The organism is Solibacillus sp. NPDC093137 (assembly GCF_050280445.1).
Taxonomy (GTDB): Bacteria; Bacillota; Bacilli; order Bacillales_A; family Planococcaceae; genus Solibacillus; species Solibacillus isronensis_B.
In genome coordinates this window covers 1,358,859-1,379,340 of the sequence record NZ_JBNNVH010000001.1, presented here as the reverse complement: position 1 = coordinate 1,379,340, position 20,482 = coordinate 1,358,859, and the positions used below count along the sequence as shown (strand labels likewise).

General features: G+C 36.7%; 22 protein-coding genes. 17 read left to right on the top strand and 5 right to left on the bottom strand.

The features are described 5' to 3' along the window. Window positions 1-6 precede the first annotated feature (6 nt). Entirely contained in the window at window positions 7-1,257 is a 1,251-nt protein-coding gene (locus tag ACQKN3_RS07100) for a helix-turn-helix domain-containing protein (protein ID WP_427710459.1), read from the top strand. A gap of 58 nt (window positions 1,258-1,315) precedes the next feature. Here the strand turns inward: ACQKN3_RS07100 and ACQKN3_RS07095 are convergent, their stop codons facing one another. Continuing rightward, a complete protein-coding gene (locus tag ACQKN3_RS07095) occupies window positions 1,316-1,735 on the bottom strand; it encodes a hypothetical protein (protein ID WP_427710457.1) in 420 nt (139 codons plus the stop codon). Window positions 1,736-1,901: 166 nt separating this feature from the next. Here ACQKN3_RS07095 and ACQKN3_RS07090 point away from each other — a divergent pair, with 166 nt between their 5' ends. Further along, window positions 1,902-2,873, top strand: coding sequence for an alpha/beta hydrolase (locus ACQKN3_RS07090; protein ID WP_427710455.1), 972 nt, complete (start codon window positions 1,902-1,904; stop codon window positions 2,871-2,873). A gap of 76 nt (window positions 2,874-2,949) precedes the next feature. On the opposite strand, the gene ACQKN3_RS07085 is transcribed toward ACQKN3_RS07090, so the two are convergent. Continuing rightward, on the bottom strand, window positions 2,950-4,323 hold the full coding sequence (locus tag ACQKN3_RS07085) for a PLP-dependent aminotransferase family protein (protein WP_427710453.1): 1,374 nt from the start codon (window positions 4,321-4,323) through the stop codon (window positions 2,950-2,952). Window positions 4,324-4,469: 146 nt separating this feature from the next. On the opposite strand from ACQKN3_RS07085, the gene ACQKN3_RS07080 reads away from it, so the two are divergent. The 6 genes from ACQKN3_RS07080 to ACQKN3_RS07055 all read left to right on the top strand — a co-directional run bounded on the left by ACQKN3_RS07080 (window position 4,470) and on the right by ACQKN3_RS07055 (window position 10,610). Beyond that, window positions 4,470-5,357, top strand: a complete 888-nt coding sequence (locus ACQKN3_RS07080; protein ID WP_427710451.1) for a DMT family transporter — start codon at window positions 4,470-4,472, stop codon at window positions 5,355-5,357. 208 nt (window positions 5,358-5,565) lie between these two features. Beyond that, window positions 5,566-6,234 carry a response regulator transcription factor gene (locus ACQKN3_RS07075; RefSeq protein WP_427710449.1) on the top strand — a complete coding sequence of 223 codons (669 nt, stop codon included), beginning with the start codon at window positions 5,566-5,568 and terminating at the stop codon, window positions 6,232-6,234. Further along, window positions 6,231-7,244 (top strand): sensor histidine kinase, encoded by a 1,014-nt coding sequence (locus tag ACQKN3_RS07070; protein ID WP_427710447.1) that lies wholly within the window; start codon window positions 6,231-6,233, stop codon window positions 7,242-7,244. The genes ACQKN3_RS07075 and ACQKN3_RS07070 overlap by 4 nt, the downstream gene beginning before the upstream one ends. A 162-nt stretch (window positions 7,245-7,406) precedes the next feature. Continuing rightward, the gene (locus tag ACQKN3_RS07065) at window positions 7,407-7,823 is read left to right on the top strand and encodes a hypothetical protein (RefSeq protein ID WP_427710445.1); all 417 of its coding nucleotides are present in this window, start codon (window positions 7,407-7,409) and stop codon (window positions 7,821-7,823) included. Between the two features lie 20 nt (window positions 7,824-7,843). Beyond that, a complete protein-coding gene (locus ACQKN3_RS07060) occupies window positions 7,844-8,611 on the top strand; it encodes an ABC transporter ATP-binding protein (RefSeq protein ID WP_427710443.1) in 768 nt (255 codons plus the stop codon). After that, window positions 8,601-10,610, top strand: coding sequence for an ABC transporter permease (locus ACQKN3_RS07055; protein WP_427710441.1), 2,010 nt, complete (start codon window positions 8,601-8,603; stop codon window positions 10,608-10,610). The genes ACQKN3_RS07060 and ACQKN3_RS07055 overlap by 11 nt, the downstream gene beginning before the upstream one ends. A gap of 171 nt (window positions 10,611-10,781) precedes the next feature. On the opposite strand, the gene ACQKN3_RS07050 is transcribed toward ACQKN3_RS07055, so the two are convergent. Continuing rightward, the gene (locus tag ACQKN3_RS07050; protein ID WP_427710439.1) at window positions 10,782-12,482 is read right to left on the bottom strand and encodes a M3 family oligoendopeptidase; all 1,701 of its coding nucleotides are present in this window, start codon (window positions 12,480-12,482) and stop codon (window positions 10,782-10,784) included. A 191-nt stretch (window positions 12,483-12,673) separates the two neighbouring features. Between ACQKN3_RS07050 and ACQKN3_RS07045 the strand changes: the two genes are divergently transcribed. Further along, complete coding sequence (locus ACQKN3_RS07045) at window positions 12,674-13,630, top strand: arsenic resistance protein (RefSeq protein WP_427710437.1); 957 nt, start codon at window positions 12,674-12,676, stop codon at window positions 13,628-13,630. Window positions 13,631-13,757: 127 nt separating this feature from the next. Beyond that, on the top strand, window positions 13,758-14,687 hold the full coding sequence (gene epsC / locus ACQKN3_RS07040) for a serine O-acetyltransferase EpsC (protein WP_251688601.1): 930 nt from the start codon (window positions 13,758-13,760) through the stop codon (window positions 14,685-14,687). Between the two features lie 56 nt (window positions 14,688-14,743). Here the strand turns inward: epsC and ACQKN3_RS07035 are convergent, their stop codons facing one another. Next, window positions 14,744-15,496, bottom strand: coding sequence for a CPBP family intramembrane glutamic endopeptidase (locus ACQKN3_RS07035; RefSeq protein WP_427710435.1), 753 nt, complete (start codon window positions 15,494-15,496; stop codon window positions 14,744-14,746). Between the two features lie 198 nt (window positions 15,497-15,694). On the opposite strand from ACQKN3_RS07035, the gene ACQKN3_RS07030 reads away from it, so the two are divergent. From ACQKN3_RS07030 to ACQKN3_RS07020, 3 genes are all read left to right on the top strand, one after another. Continuing rightward, window positions 15,695-16,222, top strand: a complete 528-nt coding sequence (locus ACQKN3_RS07030; RefSeq protein WP_427710433.1) for a YceI family protein — start codon at window positions 15,695-15,697, stop codon at window positions 16,220-16,222. A 126-nt stretch (window positions 16,223-16,348) separates the two neighbouring features. Further along, entirely contained in the window at window positions 16,349-16,942 is a 594-nt protein-coding gene (locus tag ACQKN3_RS07025; protein WP_427711631.1) for an NADPH-dependent FMN reductase, read from the top strand. A gap of 121 nt (window positions 16,943-17,063) precedes the next feature. Beyond that, on the top strand, window positions 17,064-18,002 hold the full coding sequence (locus ACQKN3_RS07020; RefSeq protein WP_427710431.1) for a ring-cleaving dioxygenase: 939 nt from the start codon (window positions 17,064-17,066) through the stop codon (window positions 18,000-18,002). A gap of 53 nt (window positions 18,003-18,055) precedes the next feature. Here ACQKN3_RS07020 and ACQKN3_RS07015 read toward each other — a convergent pair whose 3' ends face one another. Further along, window positions 18,056-18,571, bottom strand: coding sequence for an N-acetyltransferase family protein (locus ACQKN3_RS07015; RefSeq protein ID WP_427710429.1), 516 nt, complete (start codon window positions 18,569-18,571; stop codon window positions 18,056-18,058). Between the two features lie 65 nt (window positions 18,572-18,636). On the opposite strand from ACQKN3_RS07015, the gene ACQKN3_RS07010 reads away from it, so the two are divergent. The 4 genes from ACQKN3_RS07010 to ACQKN3_RS06995 all read left to right on the top strand — a co-directional run bounded on the left by ACQKN3_RS07010 (window position 18,637) and on the right by ACQKN3_RS06995 (window position 20,459). Then, window positions 18,637-18,768: a hypothetical protein gene (locus ACQKN3_RS07010; RefSeq protein ID WP_427710427.1), complete on the top strand. Its 132-nt coding sequence runs from the start codon at window positions 18,637-18,639 to the stop codon at window positions 18,766-18,768. 13 nt (window positions 18,769-18,781) lie between these two features. After that, window positions 18,782-19,021 carry a hypothetical protein gene (locus ACQKN3_RS07005; RefSeq protein ID WP_427710425.1) on the top strand — a complete coding sequence of 80 codons (240 nt, stop codon included), beginning with the start codon at window positions 18,782-18,784 and terminating at the stop codon, window positions 19,019-19,021. A gap of 114 nt (window positions 19,022-19,135) precedes the next feature. Further along, entirely contained in the window at window positions 19,136-19,615 is a 480-nt protein-coding gene (locus ACQKN3_RS07000) for a DUF2243 domain-containing protein (protein ID WP_427710423.1), read from the top strand. 34 nt (window positions 19,616-19,649) lie between these two features. Beyond that, window positions 19,650-20,459 (top strand): cytochrome c oxidase assembly protein, encoded by an 810-nt coding sequence (locus ACQKN3_RS06995; RefSeq protein WP_427710421.1) that lies wholly within the window; start codon window positions 19,650-19,652, stop codon window positions 20,457-20,459. Window positions 20,460-20,482 lie beyond the last annotated feature (23 nt).

Below are 20,482 nucleotides of genomic sequence, written 5' to 3'. Positions count from 1 at the left end.
GACGACGTGTTAAATATTGGTGCCAAAATAAAAGAACTAAGAAAAGAGCGTAAAATGACGCTTGCCCAAGTAGCAGGAGACCGAATTACAAAAGGGATGCTCAGTCTGATTGAAAACGGGAAGGCACAGCCATCTATGGAAAGCCTTCAGCATATTGCAAAACAGCTCGACATCGATGTTTCCGAGCTCATGCAAACCGAAAATCATCAGCAAATGAAAGATTTATACCGGGATGTTGAAATAAAACGTTTAGCTCTTAATAAGGAGCATGATGATAAAAAAATAAACGAAAAAGTTCTCGAACTGTATCATCTTATCCATCCATTTTATGAAAACGGCAGTCTTAAAGGAGCTACTTTTGAGGAAGTACGCATTTACGAAGTGTATTTAACAATGCGCTACTTTGCGAAAATGGATTTATCGGAAAAACCTTTTGCGAAGTTAATCAAAATGTATGAGCAAGTACATGGCTACTCAAAAATATTGAAGATTTATGCCCGCATGGGAAACATTAAGTTTCTGGAAAATGATTATGTGGAAGGGCTTCGCTATTTACATGAAGGGGAAAAGTATATCGAGAAATACGGTGATTTGATAGACGACCTTGAAAAACTCGATTTATACTATAACATTACGGTTTCCTATGCAGCATTGAATGATGATTTGCAAATGGAGAACTACTTGGATAGAGCATTAAAATTAGCAAAAGAAAAGAAAATCGTCTATCGGTTAAATGATTTTTACCGCTTTTTGTTTTTCATTCACTGTTCAAAAGAAGAAGGGGAAAAGGCTTATTATTATTTAAAGAAAATACGGGCATTTGCAGAAATTATGGAAGACCCGAATGAAACACTCATGGAGCAGCTAGTTACGCTTCTATATACAAATCAAATCGAAAAAGATTACGAGAAAACGGTTGCGACCAGATTTGAAAAAAGTTTTGTATTAGAAGGCTTTTCATACAGCGCGGACATTTTCTTTAATGGTCAATATGGCTATGCCTACTACATGCTTGAGCGGTATGAAGAAGCATTGCAAACTTTGAAAGATATCGTAATAATAGAATACAATCAGCACCCGCTTGATTTGTCGATGATGTACTTGGCGTTTGCTGTAAGGGCATTATGCTACTTCAAGCTAGGGGACAAAGAAAACGCAAAGCGCGATATTTTATATGCAATGGATGGTGTAAAAGATTTAAAGGTCACAAGAGAAATCCGGTTCATTATCGATGCGTATGAGGAAATAATGAAATAATACAAGTACACGGATAATCCTGGAGATTATCCGTGTTTTTCTTCGTTATTAGTTTAAATTACTCCACTTGATTCAAAATATATTCCATACCATATTCATCTACAAGAATATGTTCTTTAAACTTCATAAATTCCATTGAAAAGCCTTCAATTAAAATAGTGTATATATTATTTTTTGTTGTAATTTTTACGTCATCGTATTCTTCAAATACAGTATCACCGGCTTTTTTTCCCTGATCGTTTAGGAAATCAGTCATGATGGATTTACTGTTTTCTATACTATAAGGGAGCCGCCCCGTAATAAGCATGTGATGATCGTTTAAGTAAATTTGATATTCATTGTTCGCAAAAGAGTATCCATGTAAGTCCTCCGCTTCAACCTTTAAATCGGATTGATAGCCGTTCGTCTCTTCTGAACAACTTGCTAAGATTAAAGAAAATAAAAAAATAAGAGTAGCGGAAAATAAATACTTTTTCATATGAGATCACCCCCTATATGTGTATTAACTCATTTACGATTGGTTATGGGAAAAGTTTCAAATTTTGTTTTAAGCAGCAATTTTCAAGGTTACTGAGTTCTATTCATTTAATTAAACGAATAGATTAGTAGGGTGAGTTTAATTTTTGAGACATGGAGGAATGAAGATGATCAAACGAGTAAATCCAGAATTTTTAGCCGGGTTAGAATCATTTACGGACTTTGATTTTAAAGTAGAACACTTGGAATCTATGCGTGAAGGTATGGCACAGGCGGTACTACCTTTAACGAGCACTGAAACAGTGAATATTATCAATAAAACAATTAATGGCATTGATGATAATGAAATCCGCGTTCGTATTTATAAACCAGCCCACCAGCATCAGGAATTACCGGTTTTACTATGGATTCATGGCGGGGGTTATGTATTAGGTTCCATTGAAGAAAATGATCATCTTTGTGTACAAGTTGTAGAGACAGCAAACTGTGTCGTTGTTTCCGTTGATTACCGTTTAGCCCCGGAACATCCTTATCCTGCACCGCTTGAAGATTGCTATAGTGCGCTGGCATGGATTGCAGACAATGCAGCAGAACTGCAAATCGACAAAAATCGTATTGGCGTAGCTGGAGCAAGTGCTGGTGGTGGTTTGACAGCCGGTTTAACATTGCTAGCGCGTGACCGTGAGTATCCTTCAATTTGTTTCCAAATGCCGCTTTACCCGATGATTAATGACAGCAACGATACACCTTCTGCGAACGAAATTACAGAAGGTATGATCTGGAACCAAAAAACGAATGATTTTGGCTGGAAATGCTATTTAGGCGACTTGCACGGGCATGATGTACCGATTTATGCTGCACCGGCAAGAGCAGAGGATTATCGTAATCTTCCATATACGTATACATGTGTTGGGCAATTGGATCCATTCCGTGACGAAACAATTACGTATGTATCTAAATTGGCACAGGCAGGTGTTGATGTGGAATTCCACTTATATCCTGGCGCATACCATGGTTTTGAATCATTGAACCCTCAATCAGAACTTGCTCAGAAAGTGATTAAAGAATATGTGAATGCGATTAAGGTAGGCTTCAAACGCGTGAAAGCAACTGTTGATCAAGTGGAAGAAGTAAAATAAATTCTTAGCTTCAGGTGGACGTATGCTCGGTTCTAAATTGAACCGAGCATTTTTATATTGAATACTGTTAATGAATTTAAAGATACGCTTTAAACGAGAGCGCATTATAATTCCGTTTTTCATATAGATCAATTATAAGAGCGGCTAATTGCTGAATACCGAGATGGATTTTGTTTTCGTTTACTTGTGAAATACTTAGACGAATTGCTTTCTGTCTGTTTTCGCTTAAGAACATCCTTGAAGCATTATCTACATAAACATGTTTTTCATTAAGCATGTAGATCAATTTATCGACATCAATAACGGAAGGCAAGAAGATGGTGAGGTAAAAACCGCTTTTGGGCTTTGTAAATTGTACATAGGAAGGTAAATACAAAGAACAAGCCTCTAATAATAGATTCATTTTAGTTGAATATAAATTTTTCACTTTTTCTAAATGGTATTGAAACATCCCGTTTTTTAAATAGATTTCCAAAGCCCCCTGTGAAAGAGGCGATGTATTGAAATCTGCACTGAATTTACTGTGCACAAAGGAGGGAATCATTTTTTCAGGTAGAACTGCTGTTGCGATTCGCAGTCCAGGCAAAAATACTTTGGAAAAGCTCTTAACATAAATGACTCTTTCATTAGGTTCATATGCAAACAAAGGATCGGACTTTAAATCTGTATCAAGTTCTGCCAAGAAATCATCTTCTACGATATATACGTCGTATTTTTCTGCAAGAGCGACGATTTTTTTCTTTTCCGCATTCGTGTAATGATGACCTAATGGATTGTGGCATCTTGGAATGATGTAAAAAAATTTAATGTCAGCGGAGCGAAATAACTTCTCCAGTTTTTCAAAATCGATTCCTTCCATCGTCACTTCTATTCCGAATGTTGTAACCCCGTTTACCTGTAAGGCATCGATCATCCCAAAATATGTAGGCTGCTCAATTAATACATTCTTTTTTCCGTTTGGAAACGGCATGGCTGAAAGAATATGAAGTGCCTGCTGTGATCCGGACGTAATGACCAGTCGATCGGGTTTCGCAAATACTTGTAAATGTTGCAAATACTTCGCAAGCTCCTTACGTAAAGAAAAAAGGCCCTGTTGATCACTATAAGTAAATAATTGTTCTTTATAATGATCGATTGCCTGGTTAATGCAATGCTGGAAATCTTCATACGGCATAATCCTTTTATCCGGACCGGCCGATAAGAAATCAATCTCACTTTCCTGATTGTCAAATGTTTGATGATCATCCACTACATAATAGCCGCTTTTAGGCTTCGCATAAATAATATGCTGTTTTTCCAATTCAAGTAATGCTTTCACAACCGTATTTTTACTGCATTGAAATTGTTCAGCGAGCCGTCTGATTGACGGTAACTTACTTCCTGTCTTTAAGTTCTCATCCATAATTTGTTGTTTGACCCATTCCAAAATGCCAATATATTTAGTTGTCATCTAGTTCTCCTTTGCTATCTGTCCCATGACAGACGGGAAATTCCCTTATTTTAAAAAGAGCAGATTTTCAATACAATCTATTTAATTAGTTTATTCGTATTAACTAATTATGGAATATTTTTTTGCAATTGTGAAGGGGGAACGAAATGGAGATCAGCATGAAAAAAGGGATGCTATTAGGCTTTATTGGAATCGTTTGTTTCAGTTTTACATTACCGGCTACAAGCATTGCTGTCCCTTATTTTGGTGAGACAATTGTCGGATTAGGCAGGACAGTTATTGCAGCAATTATTGTCGGAACAGTATTTACTGTAAAAAAACAGTCTTTACCGAGTAAAGCCCAATTTAAAAGTTTACTTATTGTCGCTGTTGGAGCTGTACTGGCTTTTCCGTTATTTACAACTTATGCGATGAAGTCATTACCAGTTTCACATGGTGCTATTGAATTGGCTTTACTTCCGCTTGCGACAGCTGGATTTGCGATGTGGCGAGGTGGTGAGAGACCTTCGAAACGCTATTGGATTGCGAGTGTAACCGGGGCAATAACGGTTATTATGTACGCTGTTTTTTTAGGATTAGGACAGTTGCATAAAGGGGATTTTGCGCTGATTGCAGCGGTCATATTACTTGGATTAAGTTACGCGGAAGGCGGCAAACTTTCTAAGGAACTTGGCAGCTGGCAAGTAATTGCTTGGGCCATTTTAATTGGAGCCCCCTTTTTTATTATTCCTGTAGGCCTCGGCTTATCTGACAGTATGCTGCAAGCACCTATCGAAGCTTGGATCAGTTTGTTCTATTTAGGGATAGTCAGTCAGTTTTTAGCTTATGTAGCATGGTACGGAGGTATGTCTTTAGGCGGCATTGCGAGAGTAGGACAGATTCAATACTTGCAGCCTTTTTTAATGATTGGCTTTTCTGTATTATTTTTAGGAGAATCGGTCACTTGGATCACAATTATTTTAGCTATGGTCGTTGTGCTTTGCGTTATAGTAGGAAAAAATGCTGACAGCAGACAAAGCTTGAAACAGAAATAGAGAGAGGCAAAATTTAAAGTTCAGATTAAGAATGATTTCCGTATTGGATTTCATTCTTTTATGTGGTGAAAAAAGGGTAAAAAATGTTTTTTGTTGAAGTTAATCACATAGATCTGCCTGGACATATGTTTGTGATAAATGATTAAGAATGGTATAAGTGTAAATGTGTTTTAATCTGGAATTCCAAACGTTATAAGGGAGTGAACGCATGTCAAAAATCGTTATTATAGAAGATACGGAAACGATAAGAGAAGAATTGAAAACCTTTTTAATCACATATGGATTTGATGCTGTTGCACCGACAAACTTTGAAAATATTATTCAGGAAACGCTAAATGAAGCGCCGGATCTTATTTTACTGGATATCAATTTACCCATTTTTGATGGTTACTATATTTGCAGAGAAATAAGGAAACAATCGGATGTGCCGATCATTGTCGTGACGAGCAGGGATAACGAGATGGACGAACTGATGAGTATGAATTTAGGCGCGGATGATTTTGTCACAAAGCCTTATAACACTCAAATTCTTTTGGCGAGAATTGAAACCATTTTAAGAAGAGTCCAGGGGTCGAGCATTCGGGATACTCTTGTTTATAATGATTTAAAGCTCAATTTATCCAACGGTTCTGTTACATATAAAGGGGAGAAGGCAGAGCTCACTAAAAATGAAATTAAAATACTTTCCTGCCTTTATAAAAACAAAGGAAAAATCGTATCAAGGGACGATCTCATGGATTATATGTGGAACGCAGATGTCTTTGTAGATGATAATAACTTATCGGTCAATGTTACGAGATTAAGAAAAAAACTGGAAGCGTTAGGTATGGAGAAAAATATTGAAACGAGACGCGGGTTAGGATATATACTTCCATGACACTAAAAGAATATGTTAAAGACAGAATCGTTTTCCTACTCATTAATTTCATCTTATTTATCATTATTTGCGGGATTATGATACTTGTCGGGGTGAATATCCAAATTGTTTTTCTTATTTTCTGTATTTGGTTTTTCCCTCTCATTATATATGTACTGATCGAATATTTTAAGCAGAAAACATTTTATAACGAAATAACTAGCATTATGGAAAATTTAGATCAGAAATATTTGCTGCCGGAAGTTATGAAAGAACCTGAAACTGTGGAAGGTAAGGCATTGTATGAGGTATTGCGTCAGGCAAACAAAGATATGCATGAGCATGTAAAGAGTTATCGGGACCGGGAAAATGAGTATAGGGAATATATTGAAACATGGATTCATGAAATTAAAACACCCATTGCCTCAACACGGCTGATTATTGAAAATAATCATAGTAACGTTACCCGAAATATTAAAGAGGAAGTAAAGAAGATTGAAGAATATATTGAGCAGGTTCTCTATTATTCAAGAAGTAACAATGTGAGCAAGGATTACCTCATAAAAGAGGTGTCTTTAGCAGGTCTTGTAAGAAGTGTTATAAAGAGAAATTCAAGGGACTTTATTAGTAAAGGGATTTCGATTGATCTTGAAAAAGTTGAAGGGACCGTTTTCAGTGATGCAAAATGGCTGGAGTTTATCTTAAATCAGCTGATCGGGAATGCAATTAAGTATATACGTGAACGTGATGGAAAGGTGATCATCCATACGGTCAGAAATGAAAATAATATTGTCCTTACGATTGAGGATAACGGGATAGGGATAACAGAAAAGGATATACATCGGGTTTTTGAAAAGGGGTTTACCGGGGAAAATGGACGAAAATTCGGAAAGTCTACCGGTATCGGTCTTTATTTATGTAAAAAACTTGCAGATCAGCTTGGTCTAGGTCTTACCATCACTTCAAAAATTGGCGAAGGAACAAAGGTGAGTATTATTTTCCCTTTAGGCAGTGTAGTCTTCATGCAGTAATTCAACTTTAGAATAGCGGATTTATAGCGATTGTACATTACAATTGCTATAAATCCGTTTTTTTATCTTGCAAAAATGTCACTTTAATAAAATATAAAGCAATATGTCTTCCCGATAGCTATTGATAAGATACAGTTAGAAATCAATTAGGGGGAATAAAAAATGAAAAAAGCAATTCCAATAATATTAGGAATCTTTCTGTTAGGTCTTGGAATTTTCCTGGTGTATGAATATGCAACAGAACCAAAAATTGTAGAAGGTGTCACGTCAAAAGCGATTGATGAAAAGGGCAAACCTTCTGATATAACGAATATATTTACACAAGGGGATACAGTTTATTTTTCCGCAAAGAGAAACCGATTCTGGACCAATGAAGCCGAAGTGGTTTGGTATAAAGGCGAAATAAAACAAGAGAATCGATTTTTAGTGGAAGAGGAAGTACTTGTGAACGATGCGAAATATTTCACTGCCGAGCTATACGTTCCGGAAGGTCTTGAAGAAGGGCATTACGGTGTCACGATATATGTAAAAGGGAAAAAAATTATGGAAACAAAAGCCGAATTTGATGTGAAAAAATAGATGTATCTTGGAGGAAAAGCATGCAACCGATATTAAGTGTAGAAAAAATAGAAAAATACTACGGAAACAAAGGTAATATTACAAAAGCAATAGATAATATCAGCTTTAAAGTAAATGAAGGTGAATTTTTAGGAATTATGGGTCCTTCAGGGAGCGGAAAGACAACGCTTCTGAATTGTATTTCGACAATTGATCATGTTACAACTGGCAAAATAATTATCAATAATCAGGATATTACAACTTTAAAGAAGAAAGGGCTTGAAGCATTCAGACGGGATGAGTTAGGTTTTATCTTTCAGGATTTTAATCTGCTGGATACTCTGACAGCTTATGAAAACATTGCTTTGGCTTTGACGATTCAAAAAAGAGAAGCAATGGAAATCGATCAACTCATTAAAGCCGTTGCGGAAAAGCTTGATATTTCGGGCATCCTTAGCAAATTTCCATTTCAATTATCGGGAGGCCAAAAGCAAAGAGTCGCTTGTGCAAGAGCGATTGTAACTGAGCCTTCCCTCATTTTAGCCGATGAACCAACGGGTGCACTTGACTCAAAATCATCACGATTATTGTTGGATTCCTTTGAAAAGCTGAATAAAGAATACCAGTCAACAATTTTGATGGTTACCCATGACTCGTTTACGGCAAGTTATGCCAATAGGATATTGTTTATAAAAGATGGTCGGATCTTTAATGAGCTCGTGCGCGGAAATGATACGAGAAAGGAATTCTTTAATAAAATCATTGAAGTGGTGACTTTACTTGGAGGCGATGTTGGCAATGTTCTCTAAAATCGCAATCAACAATGTTAAAAGAAGCTTTAAGGATTATTCAATCTATTTTCTGACATTAACTTTGGGAGTATGTATATTTTACAGTTTCAACTCTCTTGACTCGCAATATGCTATCCAGGAAATGAATAAGAATACGATTTTTCGTGAATCATTGGAATTGCTTATGTCTGGAACATCAGTGTTTGTATCAGTTATTCTTGGAGGTTTGATTGTATACGCCAATAACTTTTTGGTTAAAAAGCGGAAAAGAGAACTTGGCTTATACATGACATTAGGTATGTCAAAAGGGAAAATCTCGAGAATTTTAATTGTCGAAACTCTCCTAATCGGTGTAGTCTCTTTAATCGTAGGTATTGGACTTGGGATTATTGTATCGCAGGGTCTGTCAGTGCTGACGGCAAACATCCTGTCTATGGATCTTGATAAATATAAGTTTGTTTTTTCATTTGGCGCCATGATGAAATCGATTATCTACTTTGGCATCATCTATGTACTTGTCATGATTTTCAACCAGTTTACGATTTCCAAATACAAACTGATCGATCTATTAAATGCTTCAAAACGTAATGAAGAAGTAAAACTGAAAAATCCTTTCGTATCAGTGCTAACCTTTATTTTATCAGTAGCATTTCTGATATTCGCATATATGAGAATCCTAGAGACAGGCTTAAATGCTGAAGATACGGATCTGATAATTACAATCTTAATGGGGGTCTTTGGAACGCTCCTATTCTTTTTCAGCCTATCGAGCTTCTTTATACAAATTGCGCAAAAGAATAAGGGGTTCTATTTTAAAAATATAAATATTTTTGTCTTAAGACAAATAAACAATAAGGTCAACACGAACTTTCTTTCGATGACAATTATCAGTCTAATGCTTTTTTTAACTATTTCACTCATCTTTACCGCGTTTGATTTAAAAGGAACGATTGATAAAAATACAGCAAATACAACTCCTTTTGATGCTTCGGCATTTCTTGTTGTTAATCAAGAGGAAGAGGATCCTGCGGTAAATGATATTGAAGCTTACTTAAACAATATAGACTTTACATTTGAAGCATATGAAAAACATGCCTTCTTTGATGAATATCTTCTTGATTTAACGATTGAGGATCTGTTATCACAGTATTTAAGCGACGAGGAAAAGATTGCTATACAGGAAAATTACATGTATGGTCCGGTATCTGCACTAAAAATATCGGATTATAATGCAATTATCAATCTGACGGGGCAAGAGTCTGTTGATTTAAAGGAAGACGAAATACTCGTTGTATCAACCTATGGCAAGATGATTCAAGCTTTGCCTGAGTATATGAAAAATGAAGAAAATATTATCATTGAGGATAAAGCATATAAAATAAAAAATGATATGCCTATTGAAGAAAATATAAAAATTAACAGGGGCAGTAACTTCTTTTATCTTATTATTCCTGATAATTTTACAGGAAACCTTCAATTAGAGTATACAAGTTTTAATGTAATATATGAAGATCGCTACATTGAAAAATCAGAAGAGAAATTTACAACCTTGTTTAATGACCTTGATGAAAATAAATATAGATCCATTAATCCAGGATTAGTCATTGGAAGTACAGAGAATCAGATTAAAGAGCAAGAAAAGGGTTCAGCAGCATTATTTATATTCCTTGGCCTGTTTTTAGGGCTCATCTTTATTATATCGAGCGCGGCCGTAATGGCATTGCAGCAGTTATCTGACGCAAGTGACAGCTTGGAACGCTATAAATCACTGAAGAAAATCGGTGTCACGGATAAAATGATAAATGGGGCTATATTAAAACAATGTCTCATCTATTTTTTACTCCCTTTAGGACTGGCTGTCATTCATTCCATTGTCGGAATCAAGGCGGTAAGCGAAATGTTCCATTTCAACTACGAAAGCGTCCTAATCAGTTCAATAATTCTTGTCATCATTTATGGCGGGTATTTCTATGCAACGTATGTCGGTGTAAAGAACATTGTTAAAGGAAGTAACTAGGTAACAGGAAGAGCTTTAATTAAATGAAGAGGTTAGGTATGTTTGATCATTATAGAAACCCTTACTAAGAAATGGGGGTTTTTACCGCTTAGCAAAAAAATGCTATTTTTCCCAGAGGAAAATAGCATTTTTGGTTTATATCCTAGCTTCTTTCATATTGTTCTACACCGGTTATGAATTAATATCCTGAATCACTTTTTCCAAGAATTCACCCATTCGTTTTACAGTTGACTCTGAAAAATCAAAATCAACGCCGGTCTCTTTGTAAACCGCTGCAATGGATTGATTGTAATCCGCACCGGCACCTTTTTTATAAAATTCGACAGCCTGCTGGGGATTCTGTTGATATTTTTCAAGTAATTGAAGCGCACCGAGCATTGACATCGAGTATTCAATATCATAGAAAGGGTATTGAATAAAGTGCAGCGTACCGATCCAGCTCATGCCAATTTCCTCTTCATATCCATTAGTGTCGACTGGGTTCAAGCCGTAACGTTTTGAAATTTCATAGAACATTTCATCACGTTCCTGCGCAGTATGCTGAGGATTTGTATACATCCAGTGCTGGAAAAGGTCTCCTGACAATGGACCGAATAACATCGTAAATGCCCGTCTCAGCTCTTCACGTTGCGCGCTTTTGAATTCCTCTTCTTCCGGATAAAACAGGTCAAACTTATCCAATAATAACAATTCCATTCCGTGTGAATACAATTCAGCTACTTCCGCCCGCCACTGGAATTCTTCAATCGGGCCTTGCTCTGAAGCTTGGAGGTAACCATTCACCGCATGGCCCATTTCATGAATTAATGCAATGAGCGAGAAAAAGGAAGGACTAAAGTTTGCAAAAACGAATGTATCCCCGGATACAGGTAAAGGGACACAGAAGCCACCCGGACTTTTACCTTTACGGTCTCCAAGATCAAGCAATCCATTTGCTCTCATGTACTCCAAACGGTCAGAAAAGTACGGGTCGGTCTTTCCTAACATTTCAGCAACACCGTCCAAAAGCACGGACGTTTCAGCGTAAGGCGGATTTTTCAGCAGTTTTGCGGTGTTATCCCATGGGCGATATGTATCGACACCAAGTTTAGACTTGAAAACTTCTGCAAGCCTGTTCCAAGCCGGAATAATATGCTTTTCAACATTTTCATGAAAGTCATAACAATCCCGGATAGTGTACTCACGGTTTTTTGCGACAAACATATAATCACGGTAATTATCAAAGCCAGCATTGATTGCGATTTGGTGGCGTAGCTGAACGAGCTCATTCATGAGTGCATCCGTTTCAGGTTTAATTTGACGGTAGGCAGATCTAATTAAATGATAAGCTTTTTCCCGAACGCTTCTGTCCAAATTATCCAGCTGGGATTCGATAAACGGAAAAGGTTTTTCTTCTCCATCCCATTCAACTGTCAGTCCGCCCATAATTTCACTATACTTTGTGCTTAGTTCTTGTTCCTTTACAAACAGCGGGATATTTTCTTCTCTAAACAGTTTCACTTTTGATTCCCTAAAACGTCGCATTAAGCCGTAATGTTTTTCATCTAATTCATTGAAATAAGGTGATTCACAGCATTTTTCATTCAGCTTTGCTTCGTATTTCATTAACAGAGGCTGAATGATTTGCTGATCGTGAAGGTAAGTGGATTTAATATCGGGATCTTCTGTATTTCGGTAGAAGTCGACTAGGTGGCCTGTCAACGCTTCTTCAATTTCAAAACGTAACTTCTTTTCATCCTCAATCCAATTTTCCAGATCAGTTATGGATTCAATTGAAACATCAAGGAAACGTTGAAACCGGGCTTCAATTCCTTCGACATCTTTCAAATCAATTAATTGTTTATAATAGTTAACACTCTTCGCATAAGACATGAATAATTCTCCCTTTACCTTCAGATTATTTTGACTAATGAATTAATTATATTATAGTTTGCTGGTCATTCATTCTTTTTTTGAAAATAAATTACTAAATAATAAGAGGATGAAGAGAACAGTTTGTAAATGAAGAAATAAAAGGATAACATGTTCTCGATGGAATTCAATCGGATAAAGGAGTTTTTGTCATGATTTCAAGAGATAAACTGGAAAAGAACCAAGTAACAATATATATCATAACTTTATTATTGGCGGGATTTATAGGATTGAATTTTTCACAGTTCCAAAGTCAACTGGAAAATTTAATCCCGATTTTCCTTGGTATCTTAATGTACAGTATGTTTGTTCTAATTCCTTTTGCTGCTTTGAAAGAATCTTTATCAAACCGACGCTTTTTTTACGCCCTCTGTATAGTGAATTTTATTGCGGTACCGATTGTCGTATGGGGGCTTACGTTCTTTTTTCCAGATTATCCGCCACTATTATTAGGTGTTTATCTAGTTTTACTTACCCCATGCATTGATTACGTTATTGTATTTACAGCGCTTGGCAAGGGGAATGAAAAAGCGATGCTCAGTGCAACACCTTTTTTATTTGTTGCACAAATGCTGTTACTGCCATTTTATTTATGGCTGTTTATCGGCGAACAGGCGGCAAATATAGTAGAGGTCGCCCCATTTGTTAAAGCGTTTGTTACATTTATTGTATTGCCATTAATTTTTGCGCTGATCGTACAGCTCTTATCGAAAGAGGGGGGACGTGTCTATGAGGTGTCTTCCTGGCTCCCGGTACCATACATGGCTTTAACTCTTTTTGTAATAGTTGCTTCACAAATTGGCAAATTGGCGGGTTCATTTGAATGGATTTTGAAAGTAATACCCATTTACATAGCATTTATGATTATTATGCCTTTTATCTCAAAGATGGTCGGGAAATGGTTGAAGCTCGATATCCGGACAGGCCGTGCACTTATATTTAGCGGATCAACACGTAATTCACTTGTTGTATTACCGTTTGCACTTGCAATGCCTGTAGAAATCCGTTCGCTCGTTGTAGCGGTTATTGTAACCCAGACAATTGTTGAGATTATAGGGGAGCTTATATATATTCGTATTATTCCGCAATTTGTTTTGCGTGATAAATAGAGTATAAGCTCTTTACTGGCTATTGCTCCTGGGCTGCTTTACAATTTTGAAAAGAAGGACCAAACTGCGCGTTTTGTGTAGTATAATCTTCATTACTATGTATTTTAAATAGAAAAGGAGTTTTAACATGAAAATCGAGGACTGGTTAAATAAAGAAACATCAACAATCGCAAATAAGTTAATCGACTATAACAAAAAACATATTGAAGTTGAAAAATCGATTGGATTCACGGGCCGTGATCAAATCCATCATATATTGGATAGTTTTTATGAGGTTTTCTTCCCGACGATTTATAATCAAGGAGTTGTCGATGAAACACGTACACTGATGAAACTGAATAATAACCTTCGTCAATCAGCATTGGATTTGCGTGATATTATCGAAAAAGTATTAGTTTACCAAAACTTTGATAATTGTGATGGCCAATGCCGAGAAAAAGCGGATCATGTTGTGATGAAGTTAATGGACCGTTTCCCGGAAATCCGTGAAACGATTCAAACAGATATCCAAGCTGCTTATAATGGAGATCCGGCTGCTACATCGACAGAAGAAATCATGTTAAGCTACCCGTCAATCCGCGCTGTATTTATCCACCGAATCGCACATGAGCTATATAAAATGGATGTTACAATCGTACCGCGTATTATGTCTGAATATGCACACCAGTTAACAGGAATCGATATTCATCCAGGGGCGAAAATCGGCCATTCATTTTTCATTGACCACGGTACAGGTGTTGTTGTTGGTGAAACATGTACAATCGGTAACAATGTTAAAATCTATCAAGGTGTAACGTTAGGTGCTTTAAGTTTCCCGCTCGATGAAAACGGAAACCCGATAAAAGGTGTCAAACGTCATCCGAATATTGAGGATAATGTTGTCATCTACGCTGGTGCCACAATTTTAGGCGGGAAAACGACAATTGGTCATGACACAGTGCTTGGCAGTAATATTTGGCTGACATATTCGGTTCCGCCATATTCACGTGTATATAATTCTCAGCCATCACCGAATATCAGCAATAGTAAAGAAGTTGTAATTGAGTACGAAATTTAAGTTGAATAACCAGGTATGAGAGATAAAGTATTAACTTTATCTCTTTTTTATTTTGTTCATTTTTTTATTGTTTTGTGAATTTTACCCAATAATAAGGTTGTTATTAATACTAAGCTAAATATAAGGAACTTTATCAAGTCAGTCATATGTTTTGATAGAAGAATATGAATACCATCACTAAAATAAAAGACGTTCATCAATCCGTGAAAAAAAGCGGCAGGTAATACAGAATCGCTCCATTCCCTCAAATAGCTGAGGAGACAGGAAGTGAAAAAGAGAATTAAAAGATAACTTAATGTACCGATGAACAGATTTGTGTATTCTTTATAAAAAAGAGCGATTGGTAAATGCCAAATGCTCCAAATGACTGCAACAATAATAGCAGTCTTCTTAAATGTGTAGATCTTTCTTAAGCTGTTATGATAAAATCCTCGCCATACAATTTCTTCAAGAAGGGCAGATCCTGTTGAAGCTGTTAGTCCTATTAAAACTAGGAAGAGTAATTTAATGGGATTTTCAAATAAGAAGTGGCCTTGATTAATTGTAAAAAAGAATAAGTGAACGAGTAAACCTAAGACAATCGGGATAATAATGGAGAGCAGAAGGGGGGCCATTTTAGGTTTCTTAATAATAAACTGCTTCAATTTGATTTTTTTACGGGTAGCATATTGATAAATAAGTAGTGTTGTTAAAGGAATAATCATAATAAAACCTAAGTACAATTGTTCCAAAAGCGCTAATACATAAAAGTAAAGCATAGTAAAAGTAAAGATTAGAAACGTAAGTATCTTTAAATCTTTTAAATTCAATTCAATACCTTCCTTCATATGTATTCTTACGAGCTTATGTATAAGTTCAATAAAATATAGTACATAAAAAATTTATAAACAATACTTGACGGATATTATTATGTTTGTTATATTTATCTCAAGTTCGAGATATTTAATTTCGAAATTTTATTTTGGGTATATATCTTGAAATCGAGATAAATTGGAGGAGAATATAAAATGACAACATTTACAGTCGATCAAACACACTCAACAATCGGTTTTGAAGTAAAACACATGATGGTATCAAAAGTTAAAGGTCAATTCAATAACTATACGGCAAACGTGGAAGCCGCAGACTTAACGGATTTAACTACCGCATCAATCAGCTTTGAACTGGATGTAGCAAGCATAAATACAAACAATGAAGATCGCGATAATCACCTGAAATCAGCAGACTTCTTCAGCACAGAAGAGTTTGGGGAAATCAAGTTTACAGCAACAAATATTGAAAAAGATGGCGATGACTACAAAGTAACTGGTGACTTAACAATTAAAGACGTAACAAAGCTGGTAACATTTGATGTTGAATACGGTGGTAAAGGTACAAACCCATGGGGCGTAGAAGTTTATGGTTTTGAAGCAGAAACAAAAATCAACCGTGAAGATTTCGGATTAACATGGAACGCTGCTTTAGAAACAGGAGGCGTACTGGTAGGGAAAGATATCAAAATTAAAGTAGAGTTAGAATTAAACCCTGCTGCGTAATAATATTGAAGGTATTTATAAGGATAAATTGTCAGCAAAACGGAAATAATGATTTACGTTACTGATAAGAATGCATAAAAGTACAGTCGATATCTCGAATCCGAGATAATTGAAGGAGTGTAAGAAATAGGATTCATCAGTAAACTATTTGGAAATAAGAAAGTGGAGGAAACTACAATGGAAAAATTAAACATCGGTATTATTTTAGGATCAACTCGTGAAGGTCGTGTAAGCCCTCAAGTCGGTGCATGGGTGAAAGAAATCGCAGATAAACGCGGTGATGCTAACTATACAATTATTGATATTGCGGATTTCAAATTGCCATTACTAGGAGAGCCGGGTGCGGATGCATCGGGTGCTGCAGGCTGGTCTGAAGCAATCGCAAAACAAGACGGATTTGTATTCATTGTTCAAGAATACAATCATTCTATTACAGGTGCACTTAAAAATGCATTAGATTACTTACGTGATGAATGGAACAACAAAGCAGCGGGTATCGTATCTTACGGTTCTGTTGGTGGAGCACGTGCTGCTGAACATTTACGCGGTATTTTAGGTGAATTACTTGTTGCGGATGTGCGTGTACACCCAGCTTTATCATTATTCACTGATTTCGAAAACGGTACAACTTTCAAGCCGAAAGATGTGCAGGCAGATTCAGTAAACCAAATGCTGGATCAAGTAATTCCATGGTCAAAAGCTTTAAAAACAATTCGTTAATTAACATATCATCGATCTAGCACATGTTATGGCATGTGCTAGATTTATTACATAAAAATTGGACAGAGTGTTTTATCAAATGGAATGTTGTGTTCAGTTTTTACGAATGGAGGAAATGTACATGAAAAAACATACAACAGGAATTCATCACATTACAGCAATCGTTGGTCATCCTCAGGAAAATGTCGATTTCTATGCGGGTGTTCTTGGATTACGTCTTGTAAAGAAAACAGTCAATTTTGACGACCCGGAAACATATCATTTATATTTCGGGAATGAAGGCGGAGAGCCAGGGACAATCATTACATTCTTCCCTTGGCCGGCAGCATATAAAGGCAGAATCGGCAATGGTCAAGTTGGTGTGACAACATACGTTGTACCAATGGGAGCAATGGATTTCTGGAAAGAACGCTTAACAAAATTCAATATACTATTTAAAGAAGAAACAAGATTTGAAGAGAACTATCTACAATTCGATGATCCACATGGTTTGCATCTCGAAATTGTCGCACGTGAAGGGGGTTCTCTAAATGGCTGGACGTTTGGTGGAATATCTGCTGATGTAGCGATTAAAGGCTTTGGCGGTGCAATTTTATATTCATCAAAGCCGGAAGAAACGATCAATACATTAGTTGACGTGATGGGACTAGTTGAGATTGCCCGTGAAGGAGATTTTGTAAGATTAAAAGCAACAGCATCAATCGGCAATATTGTAGACGTGAAAATGACAGTCGGTAATCGAGGGGCGATGGGTGTCGGAACTGTACATCACATTGCATGGCGTGCAAATGACGAACAGGATCATAAAGAATGGCAGCAATACCTGATGGATAAAGGTGAGCATGTAACGGATATAAAAGACCGTAATTACTTTAATGCGGTTTACTTCCGTGAGTCGGGAGAGATTTTATTCGAAATCGCGACAGACCCCCCAGGGTTTGCGCATGATGAGACGCCGGAAACAATGGGTGAGCAGTTAAAGTTGCCGGTACAATATGAAGAATACCGTGACCGATTGGAAAACTCGCTGTTCCCGATTAAAGTTAGAGAGTTAGATTAATAGTGTGACAACTAAAAGGGGTTACTCAATTTTTTGAGTAGCCCCTTTTATAATTAAAGCAATTTCGCCATATACAGTTCATTTACATAGTGTCCGTCAATTAGTAACGAATGCATTTTCACGCCTTCAACTTCAAACCCCATTTTCTTATAAAGATGGACTGCTTGTTCATTATGTTCAATGACCGTTAATTCCAGGCGGTGAAGCTTCGACTCTTTGGCCCACTGAATCATATAGTCGAACAAAGCGGTACCAACGCCTTTACCACGACTTTTACTATGTACACCGACAGCAATTTGAGCTCGGTGAGAAGTACGTGATAACGTTTCCGCTTTTAATAGGAGATAACCTAAAATCTCATCCTGATGCTCTGCGATAAAGAAACCGGATGTTGGTGTCTGATTTATGGAATTGATTAACTTGCTTAAAGCAGCTGGTGCCAAGTTTCGTTCCTCGGGTGCAAAGAGCATAAATCCGGAATTTTCCGCATCTTTCATCACTGCAAGTATTTGTGAAGTATCATTTTCATTAGCTTTTCTGACTATACTTTTTTCACCGATTGTGTTCATCGAATTCACCTCATTCTCATTGTAATAAAATTATATCATTTCCAGAATATTTAAATTAAACTAAAATGGATAAGATTGAAGTATTGGATTTTACGGATAAATGGCTGATTCCAGGATTGATTGATATGCATGTCCATATAAAAAAACACTTTGCCAATTACTTCACAGTAGCAGGTATTACAGCAAGCTACAATTAATGCAGCGAAAGCTTTGAAAGTAGCTGATTTAGGAGATATAAAAGCAGGTTTTACTGCGGATCTATTAGTATTGAATGAAAATCCCCTTAGCTATATAGAAAATACAATGAAAATCGATAGGATAGTAAAGGATGGCAAACTGTATACGATTCCTGAGCTGCTTGAAAATATTCCGTCGGAGCAAGAGATAAACGATTATACCAAAGAATTAATTAAAACTTTTGAAGAACTAGGATTAAATGCAGGAAATTAGATATCATCAGGTTTAGTCTTGTGGGCAAGAGGGGAATTTCTATTATCGAATATGTTGTGAAGTATTTGGAGAAATTAAATGTAATTAATTACACGTAAAGGAGCTCTAAAGTACATGAAAAATAACAACGATAAAGAAGTTTCGCGCCGTAACATGTGGTCAGGAATCCTGTTTGGCGTCGGTTTGATTGCCTTTATTGATGAAACCGTTTTTCACCAGCTGTTAAGATGGCATCATTTTTACGACAAATCGACAACGGATATCGGGTTAATTTCTGATGGTATTTTTCATGCCTTCAGCTGGTTTGCTACGATAGCAGGGTTATTTTTATTTGCTGATCTGCGTCGGAGAAATGGGCTGATCTTTCAACGATGGCTTGGCGGCGTATTATTAGGGGTTGGTGTATTCCAATTGTATGACGGTATTATTCAGCATAAATGGATGCGAATTCACCAAATTCGATACGTGGACAATGTCATTGTGTACGATATTGTGTGGAATGTCGGTGCTTTGATTATTTTACTCATCGGTATTTATCTATTATTCCGCACATCAAAAAACAGTACTTTAAAAGAGAAGACTGCAAATGAATAGCCTACACTTGCTGCACAGTCATGGACAGAGTGCTATGAATCATTCAGTACCTGGAATGAACGTTCAATTATTGCTCGGGGTCGTTTTCATATTTTTATTGACAGCATATATAACCGCTGTCATCATAACGAATCAGCGCTTTAAAAAATGGCCCATTTTCCGTATGATTTGCTGGACAATTGGTATGATTATTGCACTCGCTGCAGTTGTCGGTCCGTTGGCAAACATTGCGCATTCTAGCTTTACGGCACATATGGTGAGCCACTTATTATTAAGTATGGTCGCACCAATTTTTTTGGCAATTGCTAAGCCGATAACTTTGCTGCTCAGAACAGCAAATACATTAATTGCACGTAAGCTGACGTCCATTTTGAAAAGTCGCTTGCTAAAATTCGTTTCGCATCCGATTACTGCCGCAGTTTTAAATGTGGGGGGACTTTGGCTGTTATATACTACGAATTTATTTGTTTACATGCATGAAAATGCGTTTTTTGCTTTATTTGTACATTTGCATTTTTTTATTGCTGGCTATGTATTCACGATCTCCATTATTTATTTCGATCCGGTCTACCATCAATATTCCTACCGATTCCGGGCGGCAGTTTTAATCATTGCAATTGCCGGCCATGATATATTGTCGAAGTATATGTACGCGAATCCGCCTGTAGGAGTATCACAGCAAGAGGCGGAAATGGGAAGTATGGTCATGTATTATGCAGGAGACTGGATAGAAGTCGCCCTCATTATTATTTTCTGTTGGCAATGGTATAAATCAGCAAAGCCACGCAAAAATGTTACAGTGGAGTTCAAAAGGAAGGAACAGGTTGCTGTACATGGAAAATAAGGTAGTTGTTACGGCTTATCACA

Excerpts from the sequence above, each read along its gene's own strand:
- ACQKN3_RS07075 (WP_427710449.1), top strand. The coding sequence starts at position 5,566 with ATGTCAAAAATCGTTATTATAGAAGATACGGAAACGATAAGAGAAGAA.
- ACQKN3_RS07090 (WP_427710455.1), top strand. The coding sequence starts at position 1,902 with ATGATCAAACGAGTAAATCCAGAATTTTTAGCCGGGTTAGAATCATTT.
- ACQKN3_RS07030 (WP_427710433.1), top strand. The coding sequence starts at position 15,695 with ATGACAACATTTACAGTCGATCAAACACACTCAACAATCGGTTTTGAA.
- ACQKN3_RS07010 (WP_427710427.1), top strand. The coding sequence starts at position 18,637 with ATGGATAAGATTGAAGTATTGGATTTTACGGATAAATGGCTGATTCCA.
- ACQKN3_RS06995 (WP_427710421.1), top strand. The coding sequence starts at position 19,650 with ATGAATCATTCAGTACCTGGAATGAACGTTCAATTATTGCTCGGGGTC.
- ACQKN3_RS07080 (WP_427710451.1), top strand. The coding sequence starts at position 4,470 with ATGGAGATCAGCATGAAAAAAGGGATGCTATTAGGCTTTATTGGAATC.
- ACQKN3_RS07095 (WP_427710457.1), bottom strand. The coding sequence starts at position 1,735 with ATGAAAAAGTATTTATTTTCCGCTACTCTTATTTTTTTATTTTCTTTA.
- ACQKN3_RS07000 (WP_427710423.1), top strand. The coding sequence starts at position 19,136 with ATGAAAAATAACAACGATAAAGAAGTTTCGCGCCGTAACATGTGGTCA.
- ACQKN3_RS07055 (WP_427710441.1), top strand. The coding sequence starts at position 8,601 with ATGTTCTCTAAAATCGCAATCAACAATGTTAAAAGAAGCTTTAAGGAT.
- ACQKN3_RS07050 (WP_427710439.1), bottom strand. The coding sequence starts at position 12,482 with ATGTCTTATGCGAAGAGTGTTAACTATTATAAACAATTAATTGATTTG.
- ACQKN3_RS07045 (WP_427710437.1), top strand. The coding sequence starts at position 12,674 with ATGATTTCAAGAGATAAACTGGAAAAGAACCAAGTAACAATATATATC.
- epsC (WP_251688601.1), top strand. The coding sequence starts at position 13,758 with ATGAAAATCGAGGACTGGTTAAATAAAGAAACATCAACAATCGCAAAT.
- ACQKN3_RS07015 (WP_427710429.1), bottom strand. The coding sequence starts at position 18,571 with ATGAACACAATCGGTGAAAAAAGTATAGTCAGAAAAGCTAATGAAAAT.
- ACQKN3_RS07020 (WP_427710431.1), top strand. The coding sequence starts at position 17,064 with ATGAAAAAACATACAACAGGAATTCATCACATTACAGCAATCGTTGGT.
- ACQKN3_RS07060 (WP_427710443.1), top strand. The coding sequence starts at position 7,844 with ATGCAACCGATATTAAGTGTAGAAAAAATAGAAAAATACTACGGAAAC.
- ACQKN3_RS07065 (WP_427710445.1), top strand. The coding sequence starts at position 7,407 with ATGAAAAAAGCAATTCCAATAATATTAGGAATCTTTCTGTTAGGTCTT.
- ACQKN3_RS07070 (WP_427710447.1), top strand. The coding sequence starts at position 6,231 with ATGACACTAAAAGAATATGTTAAAGACAGAATCGTTTTCCTACTCATT.
- ACQKN3_RS07085 (WP_427710453.1), bottom strand. The coding sequence starts at position 4,323 with ATGACAACTAAATATATTGGCATTTTGGAATGGGTCAAACAACAAATT.